Origin of the sequence: Microbacterium sp. A94 (assembly GCF_051842855.1) — a bacterium.
Classification (GTDB): Bacteria; Actinomycetota; Actinomycetes; order Actinomycetales; family Microbacteriaceae; genus Microbacterium.
In genome coordinates this window covers 314113-330528 of the sequence record NZ_JBPXMU010000002.1, presented here as the reverse complement: position 1 = coordinate 330528, position 16416 = coordinate 314113, and the positions used below count along the sequence as shown (strand labels likewise).

The window sequence follows — 16416 nt, the reverse complement described above, 5'->3', positions numbered from 1 at the left end:
GGATTTGAGCATGCAGCTGAATGAGACGCGCGCCTGGAACCGGTTCTACGCGCCCGGGACGCCTATCGACATCGAGCCGGTCACCGGGTCGCTGAGCGATCTGCTCGACGATCGCGTCGCCCAGTGGTCAGACCGACCGGCGATCGCGTTCTTCGACCGGACGGTCAGCTACCGCGAACTCGGCGATCGCGTTTCCCGCGTCGCGAACGCGCTGCGCGAGATGGGCGTCACCGCCGGCGACCGCGTTGCGTTGATCATGCCGAATGCTCCCCAGCACGTCATCGCCTTCTACGCGGTGCTGCGCCTGGGCGCTGTCGTCGTCGAACACAATCCGCTGTACACCCGCGATGAGCTCGAGGTGCAGTTCCGCGACCACGGCGCGACCGTCGTCATCACCTGGGACAAGCTTGTGCCCACTCTGCGCGCACTGCCCGCCGAGCTCGGCATCCGTGACATCATCTCCGTCGACGTCACCCGCGCCATGCCGTTCGCGATGCGCCTCGCGCTGAAGCTGCCGATCGCGAAGGCCCGCGAGTCGCGCGACAAGCTGACCGCGCCGGCCCCGGGCACCATTCCCTTCGCGAAGCTCGAGAAGAGCGCGCCGCTTTCCGCGTCGCATCCGCGCCCCGCGGCATCCGATCTGGCGTCTCTGCAGTACACCTCCGGGACCACCGGCACGCCCAAGGGGGCGATGATCACGCACGCGAACCTGTGGGCGAATGCCCGCCAGGGCGCAGCATGGATGCCGGACTTCACGCGCGGCGACGGTCGCATCTACGGCCTGCTGCCGATGTTCCACTCTTTCGGGGTGCTGCTCTCGGTCATCTACTCCGTTGAGACCGGGTCATGCGCTGTGCTCTTCCCGACGTTCGACCCGGCCCTGGTCGAGAAGGCGGCGAAGAAGTTCCCGCCGACGTTCGTGCCGGCCGTTCCGCCGATGTTCGACCGGCTCGCGCGTGTCGCGAAGGAGGGCAAGCTCGATCTCTCCGGTGTCGTCTACGCGATCTCGGGTGCCATGACACTGACCCCGGCGATCGTCAAGCGCTGGGAGGACCAGGCCGGCAGCATGCTCAACGAGGGCTACGGGCTCACCGAGACCAGCCCGGTCGCGCTGGCGAACCCGTTCACGGATGCTCGTCGCATCGGCGCCATCGGCATCCCGTTCCCATCCACCGACATCAAGGTCGTCGACCCCGCCGACCCGACCCGTGAGGTCGAACTCGGCGAGGCGGGGGAGCTGCTGATTCATGGTCCGCAGGTCTTCCAGGGTTACTGGAACCGGCCGGAGGAGACGGCGGCCACCCTGCTCGAGGGCGGCTGGCTGCGCACCGGTGACCTCGTTGTGCAGGACGACGACGGCTTCGTCACGGTCGTTGACCGCAAGAAAGAACTCATCATCACGGGCGGCTTCAACGTCTCACCCAGCGAGGTCGAGCAGGTGATCGTGACGGTTCCGGGTGTTGCGGCATCCGCCGTCGTGGGAATTCCGCGCGGAAGCGGTGCGGAGATCGTCACCGCCGTCGTCGTGCTGGAAGACGGCGCGACATTCGATGAGGATGCTGCGCGCGAAGCGGCTCGTGAGCGTCTGGCCGAGTACAAGCGCCCGAGCGCCTACGTCGTGTGGGAAGAGCTGCCGACGTCGTTGATCGGCAAGGTGCTGCGCCGCAAGGTGCGCGACACGCTCATCGCTGACCGCAAGGCGACGCGCGCCGCGGAGGACTGATTCTTCCTCCGCTCCGGTCCATCCCATCTCCGCTCCGGTCGCACTTCGTGCTGCTAAAACGCGCGAATAGCAGCACGAAGTGCGACGGGAGCAGGGACGTAACCCGGCGCGGAGCGCGCCGCGTGGAACCTAGCGCGGGTCGAGCACGAACCGGTCGCGCGCGGCGAAGATCCCGAACAGTCCCTGCAGCGACATGGTCACCAGCAGGATGATCAGCGGAACTGTCCAGCTGCCGGTCAGAGCTTGTATGCCGCCGAACAGTGCGGGTCCGACAGCAGCAATCGCATAGCCGACCGACTGCGACATGCCTGACAGTGCGGACGAGGTGCTGTGGTCGCGGGCCCGATCTGCCATGAGCGTCAGCGAGACTCCGAGCGAGATGCCGGAGAACACTCCGAGCGGCACGACCCAGACGCCGATGGCATCCGGCCAGATCATGAGGCCGATGATGCTGAGAATACCGAGTGCCGGGAGCGCCGCCGGAGTGATCCGTGCGCCACGCCCACGCATGACGAACACGACGGTGAGCGAGCCGACCAGGGAGAAGATCTGGTAAACCATCACGTCGACACCGGCGAGGACGGCGCCTCGGCCGGTGTCGACGGACATCGTCGCGAGCCACGTCACCAGTACGTAGAACGTCGTTGACTGCACACCCATGTATCCGGCCACTTGCCAGGCCACCGGGTCACGCCAGATACCCAGGCGAGTCGCCGGCACCGCGGACGCCGCGCGCATCGCGCGCATCTCGCGGCGACTGACCTGCCACCACATGACCAGGGCAAGCGGTGCGATGACCGCGCCGGTGATCAGCAGTGAGGTCCGCCACCCGGCGCCGGCATCGTCGCCGGTGAGGCCGGCGATCGGAACCGCCAGTCCGGATGCCACGGCGCCAGCACCGCCCAGAAGAGCCGAGTACACGCCCATCATGAGGGGCACCCGCAGCGGGAAGTCGCGTTTGATGACGGCCGGTAGCAGCACATTTCCGATCGCTAGAGCGACGCCGATCAGTGCGGTTCCGATCCAGAGCCAGGCGGTGGAGCCGGGCAAGGAACGCACGATGGCCCCGACCGCGAGCAGCCCCATCGCGGCCAGCACGGCGCCGCCGAGGCCGAGCCGGCGGCCGAAACCATGGGCGAATGGGGACACGATCGCCCACGTGATCAGCACGACAGTTGACAGCGAACCGAGTAATGCGAGCGGGATGCCGGTGTCTCCGGAGATCCGGTCGATGAGCGGCCCGACCGCCGACACCGCCGGACGCATCAGCGTCGCGACCAGGCACAGCGCGATGATCGCGAGGACAACCTGCTTGCGTCCGCGTTGTGTCATCTGTTCGGTCCTTTCACACACAGTTCAGGTCGCAGTTGCTGCTGCTAAAACACACGTTTAGCGGCAGCAACTGCGACCTGAACAGAGGGGTGGGGCGTGGATCAGGCGCTGGTCGCCTGCTCCTCGCCGCCGGCGTTGTTCTTGGCTCGTTGGATCTCACCGTAGATGTGATGACGCAGTTCCACGAACCGCGGGTCCGAGCGTGTCGTCAGCTGGTCACGCTCATCGGGCAGGTCGATCACGATGTCATCCTGCACGACCGTCGGTCGGTTCGACAGCACGATGACGCGCTGACCGAGATACACCGACTCATCGATGTCGTGCGTGACGAACAGCACGGTGACGCCGAGCTCCTTCCAGATCTTGCGCACGAGATCCTCAAGGTCTGCCCGAGTCTGCGCGTCGACGGCCGCGAACGGCTCGTCCATGAGCAGAACCTGCGGCCGGTAGGCCACCGCGCGGGCGATGGCGACGCGCTGCTGCATGCCTCCGGAAAGCTGCCACGGGTACTTGTCCGCCGCATCGGCGAGTCCGACCGCTGCAAGCGCTTCGCTCGTGCGCTGCTGGCGCTCAGCCTTGGCGATGCCGGCGCTCTTCAGCGGCAGCTCGACGTTCGCCTGCACGCTCATCCAGGGGTAGAGACTGCGCCCATACTCCTGGAAGACGACCGCCATGGTCTTGGGTGGCCCGGTGATGGCCTTGCCCTCAAGTTCGAGGCGTCCGGCGGTGGGCGGCAGAAGACCGGCGATGCACTTGAGTAGCGTGGTTTTTCCGGCTCCAGACGGGCCGACGATGCAGACCAGCTGTCCCTGAGGGATGCTGAATGTCAGATCGCGGATCGCTTCGACAGCCTCCCCACCGGGAGTCGGTGACGGATAGATCTTGCGCAGACCGTCGACGAGGAGGACAGGGGTGTTGGTGTCTTCAAGATTCACGTTGGACTTCTCTCAATCCGTGGTACCAGCGGAGGATGTAGCGCTCCGTGTAGCGGAACAGCACAGCAAGTCCGAGACCGATCAGGCCCAGCACGAGGATGCCGCTCCACATTTCCGGTATCGCAAAGTTGCGCTGGAATTGGACGATGGTGAAACCGAGACCGGCGGAGGTGTACCAGAGCTCGGAAATGACCATGAGGATCAGGGCGATCGACAGGCACTGGCGCGCTCCGGCCAGAATCTGCGGCGCCGCTGCGGGAAGGATCAGATAGCGCAGGCGCGCCATCCGGCCCAGGCCGTAGCTGCGGGCGGTGTCACGCTGAACTTCATCGGTGGCGCGAACGCCCTCAACGGTGTTCAGCAGCACGGGCCAGAGCGACCCGAAGATGATCACGAAGACCTGCATCCGCCAGTTGACGCCGATGATGATCATCAGCAGCGGAAGCAGCACGGGCGGCGGGATCGCCCGGAAGAACTCCAGCAGCGGTTCGAGCAGTTGGCGAAGCGGCTTGAATGAGCCGATCAGCAGGCCGAGACCCACGCCGATGATGATCGAGCCGGCGATCCCGAGGAACAGGCGGCCAATGCTCGGCAGCACGTCCTCCGCGAGGCGTTCGCCGAACCAGGTGTCGAAGAACGTCGTGACCAGCTCGCCCGGCGTCGGCACGAAGAAGCTGGGATTGACGACCGTGGAGATCCACCACAGCAGCACCAGGACGATCGGCAGGGCGAGTAGGAAGAAGACAGACTTGAGGAATTTCATCCGGCCACATCCATTCGCACTGAGGTGTGCCAGGCGAGCACGCGGCGCTCGACGAACCGGGCCACCAGATTGATCGCGACGCCGATGAGTCCGGTCGCGAGGATCAGGGCGTACATGCTCGTGATCGCTCCGCCCTCTCGCGTCTCGGCGATCTGCTTGCCGAGGCCAGGAGTTCCGATGATGAGTTCGGCGGTGATCGCGAGGATTAGTGCGACGGCGGCGGCCAAGCGGATGCCGGTCATCAGATACGGCAGCGCGGTCGGCCACATCACGTGCCGAACCCGCTGGAACCGGGTGAGGCCGTAGCTTCGTGCCGTGGCATCCGCGACCGGGTCCACGTCCTTTGCCCCATAGATGACCTGCAGCAGAACCTGCCAGAACGCGGCGTAGACGATGAGCAGGAGCCCCGCTTGGATCTTGGTGCCGAACAGGAGCACAGCCAACGGGATGAGCGCAACAGATGGAACGGGGCGGAGAAACTCGATCGTCGAATGCGTCAGACGCTCGAGGAACCGGCTCGATCCGATGAGGAAACCGATCACGGTCGCCGCGACTACGGCGATGATCAGACCCAGCGACCAGCTGAGCATGGTGGAGCCGACATCGCGCCAGAAGGCCTTGTCGACGACGTACTCGCCGAAGCGGATGAGTACCTCGCTGGCCGGGGGAACGAATCGGGAATCGACCAGGTTCAGTCGTGAGGCCGCTTCCCAAATAGCCAGGAATGCGATCACACCGACTGCGCCCAGCCAGGGACCGGCCCCAGGCGAGGGGCGACGGCGTAGCCGCCGCACCTCGCTCAGGGTGTTGATGACAGCTGTCACGGCAGCAGGTTATCGTAGTCCGGCTCGGCCTTCAGGACGCCATAGTTCTGGGCGGCAGCGGCGAGCTTCTCAACCGAGGCACGATCCATCTCCGTCGGGAACCTCGGCAGCGTGATCTCTGCGAGAACCTCCGGCGGAGTCTTCGTGTAGGTGCCCATGACCTCGCGCACGACATCCGGGTTGGAGTCAGCGAACTCCAGCGACTTGGTCATCGCGGACTGGAACTTCTCAAGCAGTTCCGGGTCGATGTCGCTGAGGGCGAAGTATGCGGCGATGTCGAGCTTGGGGTCGAAGTCAGCGTAGGCGTAGGTGACGACGTTCAGGCCGGCTTCCAGCGCAGACGTGACGAACGGCTCCACGACGAATGCTGCGTCGACCTGGTCGTTCTCGACGGCCGCGATGGCGTCAGGGAACGGCACCTCGACGAAGTCGATCGTGGAGGAGTCGGCGCCGGCTTCATCGACGACCGAGCGAACGACGGTGTCGTTGATGTTTCCGACGCTGTTGCTCGACACGGTCTTTCCGGCGAGGTCGGCCGGACTGACGATGCCGGAGTCGGCCTTGGAGACGACCGCGCCCATGTCCTGGGTGGTGTCGCCAGTGCTGGAGACAGCAGCACTGACCATCGTGATGTTGAGGCCCTGATCGGCTGCGACCATCAGTGACAGCTGGTTGCTGAAGCCGAATTCGTAGTCGCCGGAGACGACGGCCGGAACGATCGCTGCCCCACCGGTAGCGGTCTCGATGGTGAGGTCCAGGCCCTCGTCTTCGAAGAAGCCCTGGGCATCGCCGACGTAGAGCGGTGCCGTGTCGGCGATCGGAATCACGCCGACCGTGATCGGAGTCAGGTCAGCAGCAGAGCTACTGGTGTCGGCATCGTCGGTGCCTCCTGCGGGGGCATCGGAGTCGGTGCAACCGCTCAAAACCAGAGCGGTGATCGCCGCGAGGGCGAAAAAGCCTGCCTTTTTCATGTCACTCCATTGTGTGAAAGGGGTATGGATTTCGGGTGGCTGCTGTGCCACTCGATTCGATGACCGTACCCGCGCTTTGACAGCGTTGTCAATTCTGTTTACGAGATTGATAACAATCCGCGTTCGACCCTCAGTGGACGGGTGTCGCCTCGGCGAACTGCGTCAGGGTGGCGATGACGCTGCCGACATGGGTCTCCATCGCGGCGCGGGCGCGGTGCGGGTCGCGCGTGCACACGCCCTCGATGATGTCGAGGTGCTCGGGAAATGAGGTGTTCGGTCGCCCGGGCACCAGGAACAGCTGGAACTGGTGGCGCACCATTTGGCCGTTGAGTTGCTCAAGTACCCGGTTTGCGGCGGCATGCTCGGCGATGTTGCGGATGGTGCCGTGCAACAGGGAGTTGAGTTCCGAATACCGCATCAGCTCATGGTTCTCGATGGCCTCGCGCATGTCCTCGCCGACCTGGCGGAGAAAGATGATCTGCTCCTCGGTGACTCGTTCGGCCGCTCGGGCGGCGACTAGGCCCTCGACCGACTGGCGGATCTCGGTGATCTCGACCGCTTCCGCCGGCGTGATCTCGCGGACGCGCGCGCCGCGGTTCGGTGTCAGTTCGACGAGCCCCTCCGCCTCGAGTTGGATCAGCGCATTGCGGAGGACAAAGCGGCTTGCACCGTACTCCTCAGCGAGGTCGGCTTCGATGAGGCGCTGGCGTGGTGCATAAGCTCCGCGCAGGATGGCGGAACGCAATTTACTGCGGACATCGGGATTCTCGGGCACCGGACGTGCTCCTCTCAGGTCTGCAAGATTGTTGACAATCTAGCGCATGGCGACCCGTGGTGATCACGTCGGTTCTGCTCCTGTCGCACTTGACGCTGCTAAAACGCGGGTATAGCAGCGCAAAGTGCGACCGGAGCGGGGGTCGCGGATCGCGATGAGCATCGCTCTGCCGATCTCGCGATTCACCGCCGAACGCGGCGAAAAATGGTCACACGACCTCATCGACATCGCCGATGCGATCGCCCAGGGGCGCAGCTGACGGGGCCCCACGCTCCGCCAGCGCCGAGGCGATCCGCTTGATCGCCTCGGCCATCAGCGGCCGCGGCATCGCGAACACGAAGCGGGTGAAGCCGACGGCGGCTTCACCGCATGCGGCCCCATCGGTCATCGCGACCCCGGCGTGCTCCCGGAACCAGGCGCCGAGATCACCGGTGAGGCCGGTGTTCCGGAAATCGAGCAACGCGATATAGGTGCCCTCTGGCATTGTCACGCGCACATCGGGCAGGTGCTCGGCGACGAGTGCGGTGAGCGTGCGCCGGTTCCCGTCCAGATACTCGACGACCTCGGCCAGCCACCCCTCGCCCTGGGTGTACGCCGCGACGTTCGCCACCGCGCCGATGGTCGATGTACCGTGGCCGGCCCAGCCGCCGGCGCGCTCCCAGAGCGCAGCATCCGCCTCGTTGGAAATGATGATCTGCGCGCACTTGAGGCCGGCGAGATTCCAGGCCTTCGACGCGGATGCCGCGGTAATGGCGTGATTCGCGGCAACGTCGGAGATTGAGGCATACGGGATGTGCTCGGCAGGCGTGTAGACGAGCGGCGCGTGGATCTCGTCCGAGAACACGCGTCCGCCGGCGGCTGTCACTGTTTCGGCGACCTGCTCCAGCTCTGCACGCGTGGCCACCGTGCCGAGCGGATTGTGCGGATTGCACAGCACGAACAGCTCGCCGCCATCGGCGAAGGCTGCGGCGACGGCGGTGTGATCGATATGCCACCGGCCGTCGACCTCGATGCTCGGGACCTCGATGACCCGGCGCCCGTGCATCTGCGGAACCATCAAGAACGGCATGTACGCCGGAGTCGGAACGATGACCGCGGCCCCGGGCTGCGTGAAGTGCTCGATCGCGAACTCGAAGGCGGCGATGACGTCGGGGAGCGCGTGCACCTGCGCTGGATCGATCTGCCATCCGTGCGCACGGGCATACCGATCCGCCGTCGCCTCGGCGAGCGCATCCGAGAGGTGGGTGGGAAGGTAACCGGTGAGCCCGCGTTCCATCGCTGCGCTGACGGCCTGCGTGACAGCTGGGGCCTGACCGAAGTCCATCTCTGCGACGAAAGCCCCGATCATGCCGGGAAAGGCGGTCCACTTCATGCTGCCCGCATCACGCAGGTCATCTTCGGTGAGCGCGTCGAAATCCTGGGACATGATCGCTTCCTCTCGCAGGTCACGGAGAACTCCGGGTGAGAGTCCTCCGTGACGAGCGTAACCACGATCTGCGTCGAGGAGGCGCGCAGCAGGCGACTACGCGCAGCAGCCGACTACGGCTGCGGCAGCGCCGCCGACCGCTCGACGCGACGCGCCTTGCGGGTGATGCCGAGACCGCGCGCGCCGATCTGGCTGAGCTGCTCCTCGCGGAAGCGGTTCGCCCACTCCACCTCGTAGTCCTCCTTCGGGAAGTCCGCCGGGCTCTCGCCGCGGCGGAAACGATCGGCGACATCCTGGGCGTAGGCGGCGTTCTTCGCGCACATGGGGGCGGCGGGAATGTAGATGACGTTGCCCCAGCCCTCCTGCTGCTCAACCGAGGCGACGCCGTGAATCACATCGGAATGCCACCACACCGAGTCGCCGGGCTGCACGGTGGGGATGCCGGCGCGGGCGCGCATGAGCAGTGGATGCCACTCCTCGCTGATGCCGAGTGCCATGCCCTGCGCCGCGCCGCAGAGGGAGTCCTCCGGCACGTCGTCGAGCAGTGGGCGGATGAGGATGTACGCCATCGCCTCGGGGATCGGGACGGTCCAGAGCACACCCTGGTCATCCTGCATCTCGCTCATCGCAAGCCACCCCTGGAAGCTGCGGAACACGCTGCACATCGTGGATGACGGGTACTCGTCGACCTCGGTGCGGAAGGCGCCGTCCCACGGGTCGTACGATTCGATGTCGCCGTGGAAGATCGACTCGAACACCTGCTGATAGGCCGGCGTGAACCAGCGCTCGATCGATCCGGAGTCTGTGTGCGCACCCAGGCCCTTCGACGTCGTCCCCGGTGGGCGGCGACGGATGCGATCGGGGTACATCGAGTCCTGATCCGGGTCGAACCAGGTCACCCCGCGCGATTCGCTCTTCCACAGTCGGTTGAGGAAACTCTGCGTCTTCGCAGTGTGCTCGTGCTGGCGCGCCTCCATCTGCGACGGTGACCAGTAGATCGGATAGATCTCCGGCTTCGAAGCATCCAGCGTCCCGAAGAAGTTGTCCGCAGGTCCGCGGTACTGCGTCATGAAATCGTTGCTGTCGACGTAGTCCACCAGGGACTGATCCCACTCGGTCGCCTGTTCGGGGGAGACCTGACCGCGTACGACGGCGCAGCCGCGACGGTGGATGAGATCGATGGTCTCCTGTGGGACGGTGCCGGCCTCGATATCGGCGTACTGCACGATCGGCCAGACGTTCTCGCCGCGGGCGTGCGCGGCTTCGATCTCGAGAACCTTCGGCTCGATGAGCGCTTCGATTCGTTTGAAGTAGGCGTCCACGTCGCCGATCTGCTCACGTAGCATCCGTTTGATGGTCCGTACCGCGGCCGGGAAGTCTTCGGGCGGGGATGTCCAGCTCGTCTGCTCTGACATGATGTCTCCTGATGATTCGGGATTCAGTAAGGTATGATTACTGAATGCGTTGGACCCACCATAGGAGATGCGGATGACGACGTCAACAGGCCCGGGTGTCGACCGCACCGTGCCGCGGGCAGAGCTTTTGGCATCCATTACCGACGCCAGCGTCCTTGCGGCGATCCGCAACGCCGACGAGCCGGCATCGCGTGCGGAGATCGCGCAGGCGACCGGACTCTCCAAGCCGGCCGTCTCCACAGCGGTCGCTCGCCTGGCAGCGCGCGGAGTGCTGCAGGAAGTTGGTATCCGACAAGGGCGCCGCGGCGGAGTCGCCACCCTGTTCCGCATCGATCCGGACCACGGCCGCTCGCTCGCGATCGTCATTCAGAATGATCAGATCGCCGTCGTCTCGCGCGATCTCGCCGCCGTTGTGCGCGCCGAGCATCGCGCCGTGGTCGCCCCCGACAGTGATCCGGCCCGCATAGTCGCGCAGACCAACGCTCTGATCGCGGATGCTGCGCGTGAACACGCCGCCCGGGTGCTCGCCGTGACCGTGTCGATCGCCGACCCGGTGGATGCCCGCACCGACAAGCCGGCCGTGCTGGAGCGCTCGGTCTTCCCAGCGGCGCTTATTGACCCGCGCCGGGATCTACAGCTGCCGGCCGGTGCCGATGTGGTCATCGACAACGACGTGAACTGGGCGGCTCTCGGCGAACTGCGCGAGGGCGCGCTGCGGGAGTGCGCGAACTTTCTCTACGTGTACGCGGGGGAGGGGCTCGGCGCCGGTCTCGTGCTGGATGGGCGCCTGTTCCGCGGCAGTTCCGGACTCGCCGGTGAAATCGGATACCTGCGCGCCGACGAGACCCAGGACATCACCCAGCACCTCGCCCGTCTGGGGCTGGGGACTGCCGAGCGCTACGGCCTGGACCCGTCTCGGTTCCCCGGACTCGATGACGAGAGCCTCACCGCGGTTGTGGATGCCCTCGCCCGAGCGGTCGCGAACGCGGTCATCATCGTCAACCCCGAGGCTGTCGCGCTGGGTGGGCCGCTCAGCCGGATCCCCGATTTCGCCGAACGCCTCGGCGACGGCATCCGTTCGCTGAGCATCGATCCGCCACGGGTCATCGTCAGCGCATCGACGCCACTGCGCGGTGCCGCGATCGAGGCGCATCGGCTTGCGCTCGCGCAGATCGGACTTCCGAAGGAGATGACGGCATGAGCGCCCTGCGCCCCGCGTGGTTGCGCGAATTCGATCTGTCGCTGCCGATCACCGCGCAGTACCTCGTCACCGGAAATGTGCACGATCTGCATCTGGATGGGGATGACGGGCACTTCCTCACGACCGTCGATGCGCTGCTGCGCTGCCTCGTCGAGAACGCGTACGACCTCGTCTACCGCTTCGATCCGCTCGAGGGCATTCTGCTCGATCATGCGGGAGCCGGCGTCGTCAGCAACGACTTCTTCCCCGATGCCCATCTGGGCCGCGCAACCGTTGGTGCCATTGCGAAGGTCGCCGATCTCGCGCTGCAGGCGACGGCCGTTTCGCATCTTCGCGTCGCGCTGATCATCGACGGGGCGTCGGCTCTCTGGGCCGACGACATCAGCGTTGAAGTCTCCCGTCTGATGCTCGTGGCTCGCCGGCTTGCCGCGCGGGATTTCGTGGTGGATGCGGTGGATCCTCTTGCAGCGCGTGTCGCAACCAGCAGCGGCGGGCGGGGCGTTTCGCCGCGAAATGCCGTCATCTGGGTCGGTGATGCCGAGGCGGATGCACCCGGATGGCTCCGTGAAGCCGACAGCACTCGTGCGCTGCGGGTGCCGCTGCCGACTCTCGGCGCGAGGCGTCAGGCTGCGATGGAGCTTCTTCCCGCGCTGGACGGCTTTGCCGATTCGGATGCTGACGTGCGCGGTGCCGCGATCGATCTGCTCGCGGCGACCACGCAGGGGGTGACGTTCCGAGGCATCCGAAACATCGTCGCGCTTGCGCGCGATCAGGGAACAGCGCCGGGGAACATCGACGAAGCCGTCCGCAGCCATCTGCTTGGTGTGGTCGACAGTCCGTGGCATGATCCGCACCTGCTGGCGCGCGTGCAGGGGGCTCGCGAAAGCGTGCAGCAGCGCGTTCTCGGACAGGCGCGCGCCGTTGAGCGGTCGTTGGATGTGCTGCTGCGGTCTGCGCTCGGGCTTACCGGTGCTCACCGGGGGCGTCGACGTGGCGGTCCGCAGGGGATCCTGTTCTTCGCCGGCCCGACTGGGGTCGGCAAGACCGAGCTTGCGAAGGCGCTCGCCGAGGTGCTGTTCGGCGCCGAAGACGCCTACATCCGCTTCGATATGAGTGAGTTCTCCGCTGAGCACAGCGAGGCGCGTCTGATCGGCGCTCCTCCCGGCTATGTCGGGCACTCAGCGGGAGGAGAGCTGACGAATGCCGTGCGTGAGCGGCCGTTCTCGGTGCTGCTGTTTGACGAGATCGAGAAGGCGCATCCGCGGATCCTCGACAAGTTCCTGCAGATTCTCGACGAGGGTCGTCTCACCGACGGTAGCGGCAGCACCGTGCACTTCAGTGAATCGCTGATCGTGTTCACCTCGAACCTGGGTGCGGTGGATGCTTTTGTCGAGTCCGATCGAGATGCGCGTCAGCGTCGCATCCTGAACGAGATCCACCGCCACTTCACCACCGAGCTCCAGCGCCCGGAGCTGCTCAGCCGTATCGGTGACAACATCGTCGTGTTCGACTCGATCTCTGCCGCGACGGGAGCGCAGCTGGCCGAGCGTTATCTGGATGCCGTGATCGACACCGTGCGGTTGCGGCGCGGTGTCGCGTTGGAGCTTCAGCCCCAGGTGCGCGCCGATCTGGTCGCGGCAGCGCTGGAGCGGCTGGAGTTCGGCGGGCGTGGCGTTGCGAGTGTGATCGAAGCGGCACTGGTCAATCCGCTCGCGAGAGTGCTGGCGGAATCGGGTGATGCCCGGACGGTTTCTGTGAGGGGACTCGCGCGGGTGCAGGATGCGTGGGTTTTGAGCGTGGCGTAGCCCGGGGCACTCCGATGGAAGTGCTTGTGTGAGTTCTCAAGCTAGTTGGCACACTGAAGGATAGTTGGCACTGATGTTGGCGCGGCTTCTCGCTGCGTCCTGGCATCCGTGTTCTCACACTAGTTGGCATAAATCCAGGAAGAACTTCCTGGTCAACGCACTTTTCATGCGGATGACGTCTCGCTATGCGGTGTCGAGAAGGTCCGCCACGCGGCGGGGCGTCATCAGCCAATGCCGGTCGGTCCAACTGCTGATGTCATCGGTCGCCGATAGACTGCGGGCATTTACTGAGGGAGTACAGATGGCACGTCGTCGTGGTCTTTTCGCTGAGCTTCAGCATCAGGCGAAAGTGGCGGAGCAGCGTCAGCAGGCAGCGATGCGGCAGCAGGCGCAAGCTGCGAAGCGGGCCGAGTCTGCTCAACGCGCTGCGGAACGCGCGAGAATGGCCGCGGATCGCGCTTCCGAGCAGGACCGCAAGCGGCTTGAGCGTGAGGCGGCGTTAGCTTACGCTGCTGCTCGTGTCGCCGAAGCTGAAGAGCTGACTTCTGACCTAAACGGCAAGTTCGCTGAGCTTGATGATGTTCTCGCGGGGACGCTGTCGGTTGATGACTTCGTCGATCTTGAGTCGCTCCGTGCGGTGGTAGTTCACCCGCCGTTCCCGCATGTGGATCTGCAGATACCGATCCCCGCCCCAACGCCGATTCCTGATCCTTCACTGCCGGTAAAGCGAGAACCCGAGCCGGTGAAAGGGCTGTTTGGGCGCAAACAGAAGCAGGAACAGGCGGTTGCTGCTGTTGAGGAGCAGTACGCGGTCGACTACGCAATATGGGAGGCGGCCCGATAGGAACTGCCCGCTAAGCGTGCGGCGGCGTCGGCTAGGCACGCGGAGGCTGAGCGGCAGCGTGAGCAGAGTCTCGCAGCGGCGATTGCGCGTTATGAAGACGAGAGTGCCGCGCGTGAGCGTGCGGTCTCTGCTCAGAATGAGGAGTTGGATCAGTTGATTGCTGGTCTTGGCTACGGAACTGTGGATGCTGTGCAGGAGTACGTCTCTATCGTGCTTGCCAATTCCACGTACCCGGAATGGCTTGAGATTACGCATTCTGCAAGGTTTGATCCTGCTGAGGCCGAACTAACGATGCGAGTCCTGGTTCCAGGTCCGGGCGTTGTGCCCACATCGAAGCACTACAAGTACACGAAAGCAACGGACGAGATCACACCAGTCGCCGCGACCCAGAAGGATACAAAGGAGCGTTACACCGCACTAGTTCACAACGTTGCGTTGCGTTCGCTTCATGAAGTGTTCGAAGCGGATAGGCGCACGCTGATCAAGACGATTGCGCTCGAGCTCGGAACACAGACGATCAGCCCCGCGACGGGCCAACCGACTTACGTGCCGTTCGTCGCGGTGGCTGCGAGTCGTGAAGAGTTCGACAAGCTCGATCTTTCCGGCGTCGTGCCCGCGGCAACGCTGGAGCACCTTGGTGCTGCCATCTCCAAGAATCCACACGGACTCCTTCCGGTTGTCGCTGGCGGGGTTCGGCGCGCACGATGAGCAGCACTGGTCTGTCGTTTAATCCTCCGCCTGGCTGGCCTCAGCCTCCGTCGGGTTGGGTGCCACCGGCAGGCTGGACGCCGGATCCGTCGTGGCCCGAGCCACCTCTGGGGTGGCAACTGTGGGTGGTCGATTCGCTCGAAGCTCCTCAGCAGAGCGAGGCAGAGGAGCCACTGGAGGAATTTTCTACTGCGAACGAGGAAGTTGAGTACGCGGGCGACTCTGGCCGTCTCGCGTTTTTGGAGGCCGAGAACGCGGCATTGCGCGCGCAAATCACGGAGTCCAGTTCCGCGGAGTACGTGGATCTCGACGATGCGCGCGTGCTGCAAGACGTTGGAATCTACCGTTACCACCATCCCCTGGAGTCCGCTGCGGCGTATCAGGATCAGTTGAGAACTCTGGAGAAGGAGATTGCAGCACTCGTTCTTGCCGGAAACGCGATTGTCCGATCTGAGCTCTTCACGTTCAACAACTCTCTCGCGCAAGGGCGCCGGATGACGGATGACCTCGCCAAGCTCATGCTCCGCGCGTACAACGCCGAAGCAGACAACTCGATTCGTGCTCTCCGTGCCGGCAACGTGGTGACAGCGAAGAAGCGCCTCGATGCGTCGCGCACCGCGATTGCGAAGCTAGGCAAGCTCATGGAAATGCGCATCAGCGACGAGTTCCATGACCTTCGGGTGCGCGAGATTGAACTCACTGCAGACTGGCTCTTCAAGAAACAAGAAGAGCGCGAAGCTGAACGTGAGGAACGAGCGCGCCTTCGAGAACAGAAACGAGTTGAGAGGGAGCTCGCAGAGGAGCGCGCCCGACTAGACAAAGAGCGGTTGCATCTGATCAACACTCTTGCTGCGTTGCAGCAAAGCGGTCATGTTGACGAGGCCCTTGCGCAGCGGTTGTCGGCTGTGGACGAGGCGATTGCGCAGAACGACTATCGAGCGGCGAATATTCGAGCTGGGTACGTGTATGTGATCTCTAACCAAGGCGCGTTTGGAAAGAACGTCGTCAAGATCGGGCTGACGCGGCGCCTTGAGCCTCGCGACCGCATCTTCGAGTTGGGTGGCGCATCGGTACCATTCAGGTTCGATACTCATGCCTTGTTCTTCTCCGAGAACGCGGTCACGCTCGAGGCCGACCTCCACCGCCACTTCGCCGATCGAGCGCTCAACCGTGCCAATTCACGTAAGGAGTTTTTCTTCGTGACACCGGCAGAGGTCCGCGAAGTGCTTTTGAGCAAGATCGGGAACATTCTCGAGTTCAACGAGAACGTTGAAGCGACCGAATATCGACAATCGGTCGGGCTCTGGCCCGTACCCTAAGCGGCCCCCGAGGGCTCTTAACCGGGTGAAGCGGGTGTAGTTCCCCGGGATGACTTGCGGCACGCTGGGCTTGCCCAGGCTGGAGCGACGACACGGGAATCATGACCCGCGCGGGTCACCGCACTGCACCCGCGGCGTTTATCCAACAGCGCGCCGCGGACGATCTGAGGAAGAACGTGAACTCGCGTACTGGCTCGCAAACGAACGTAAGAAGGCGCCCGCGCAATTCATCCCGGAACAAGTCGAACGGCTCGCAGCACTTGCGGTCCTTGCGGACAATCGAGGGAACCAAACACGCGACAGCGCCATCGCGCAAGAAGATGCGTAGTCGAAGGCTGTCCACGATAGGGGCCATTTCGCTCGACCGGCTGGTGA

14 protein-coding genes are annotated in these 16416 nt (G+C 64.6%); 6 read left to right on the top strand and 8 right to left on the bottom strand.

Going from position 1 to position 16416, the window contains the following annotated elements:
- Nucleotides 1-10: 10 nt before the first annotated feature.
- Nucleotides 11-1723 carry a long-chain-fatty-acid--CoA ligase gene (locus ACSU1L_RS07440; RefSeq protein WP_439255268.1) on the top strand — a complete coding sequence of 571 codons (1713 nt, stop codon included), beginning with the start codon at nucleotides 11-13 and terminating at the stop codon, nucleotides 1721-1723.
- A 129-nt stretch (nucleotides 1724-1852) separates the two neighbouring features.
- Here the strand turns inward: ACSU1L_RS07440 and ACSU1L_RS07435 are convergent, their stop codons facing one another.
- From ACSU1L_RS07435 to ACSU1L_RS07400, 8 genes are all read right to left on the bottom strand, one after another.
- Nucleotides 1853-3055, bottom strand: coding sequence for an MFS transporter (locus ACSU1L_RS07435; protein WP_439255267.1), 1203 nt, complete (start codon nucleotides 3053-3055; stop codon nucleotides 1853-1855).
- A 101-nt stretch (nucleotides 3056-3156) separates the two neighbouring features.
- Nucleotides 3157-3990, bottom strand: a complete 834-nt coding sequence (locus ACSU1L_RS07430; RefSeq protein ID WP_438253849.1) for an ABC transporter ATP-binding protein — start codon at nucleotides 3988-3990, stop codon at nucleotides 3157-3159.
- On the bottom strand, nucleotides 3980-4753 hold the full coding sequence (locus tag ACSU1L_RS07425) for an ABC transporter permease (RefSeq protein WP_439255266.1): 774 nt from the start codon (nucleotides 4751-4753) through the stop codon (nucleotides 3980-3982). Before ACSU1L_RS07425 ends, ACSU1L_RS07430 begins: the two co-directional genes overlap by 11 nt.
- Complete coding sequence (locus ACSU1L_RS07420) at nucleotides 4750-5577, bottom strand: ABC transporter permease (RefSeq protein WP_438253851.1); 828 nt, start codon at nucleotides 5575-5577, stop codon at nucleotides 4750-4752. Before ACSU1L_RS07420 ends, ACSU1L_RS07425 begins: the two co-directional genes overlap by 4 nt.
- The gene (locus ACSU1L_RS07415) at nucleotides 5574-6548 is read right to left on the bottom strand and encodes an ABC transporter substrate-binding protein (protein WP_439255265.1); all 975 of its coding nucleotides are present in this window, start codon (nucleotides 6546-6548) and stop codon (nucleotides 5574-5576) included. Before ACSU1L_RS07415 ends, ACSU1L_RS07420 begins: the two co-directional genes overlap by 4 nt.
- A gap of 130 nt (nucleotides 6549-6678) precedes the next feature.
- Nucleotides 6679-7323 carry a GntR family transcriptional regulator gene (locus ACSU1L_RS07410; protein ID WP_439255264.1) on the bottom strand — a complete coding sequence of 215 codons (645 nt, stop codon included), beginning with the start codon at nucleotides 7321-7323 and terminating at the stop codon, nucleotides 6679-6681.
- Between the two features lie 208 nt (nucleotides 7324-7531).
- On the bottom strand, nucleotides 7532-8749 hold the full coding sequence (locus ACSU1L_RS07405) for a MalY/PatB family protein (RefSeq protein ID WP_439255263.1): 1218 nt from the start codon (nucleotides 8747-8749) through the stop codon (nucleotides 7532-7534).
- Between the two features lie 113 nt (nucleotides 8750-8862).
- Entirely contained in the window at nucleotides 8863-10164 is a 1302-nt protein-coding gene (locus ACSU1L_RS07400) for a DUF1479 domain-containing protein (protein ID WP_439255262.1), read from the bottom strand.
- 73 nt (nucleotides 10165-10237) lie between these two features.
- On the opposite strand from ACSU1L_RS07400, the gene ACSU1L_RS07395 reads away from it, so the two are divergent.
- The 5 genes from ACSU1L_RS07395 (at nucleotide 10238) to ACSU1L_RS07375 (ending at nucleotide 16041) form a co-directional block, all read left to right on the top strand.
- On the top strand, nucleotides 10238-11365 hold the full coding sequence (locus ACSU1L_RS07395; RefSeq protein ID WP_439255261.1) for an ROK family protein: 1128 nt from the start codon (nucleotides 10238-10240) through the stop codon (nucleotides 11363-11365).
- Nucleotides 11362-13170, top strand: a complete 1809-nt coding sequence (locus ACSU1L_RS07390) for an AAA family ATPase (RefSeq protein WP_439255260.1) — start codon at nucleotides 11362-11364, stop codon at nucleotides 13168-13170. The genes ACSU1L_RS07395 and ACSU1L_RS07390 overlap by 4 nt, the downstream gene beginning before the upstream one ends.
- A gap of 301 nt (nucleotides 13171-13471) precedes the next feature.
- On the top strand, nucleotides 13472-14014 hold the full coding sequence (locus ACSU1L_RS07385) for a hypothetical protein (RefSeq protein ID WP_439255259.1): 543 nt from the start codon (nucleotides 13472-13474) through the stop codon (nucleotides 14012-14014).
- A gap of 144 nt (nucleotides 14015-14158) precedes the next feature.
- Nucleotides 14159-14722 (top strand): hypothetical protein, encoded by a 564-nt coding sequence (locus tag ACSU1L_RS07380; protein WP_439255258.1) that lies wholly within the window; start codon nucleotides 14159-14161, stop codon nucleotides 14720-14722.
- A gap of 125 nt (nucleotides 14723-14847) precedes the next feature.
- Entirely contained in the window at nucleotides 14848-16041 is a 1194-nt protein-coding gene (locus ACSU1L_RS07375; RefSeq protein ID WP_439255257.1) for a DUF4041 domain-containing protein, read from the top strand.
- Nucleotides 16042-16416: the final 375 nt, after the last annotated feature.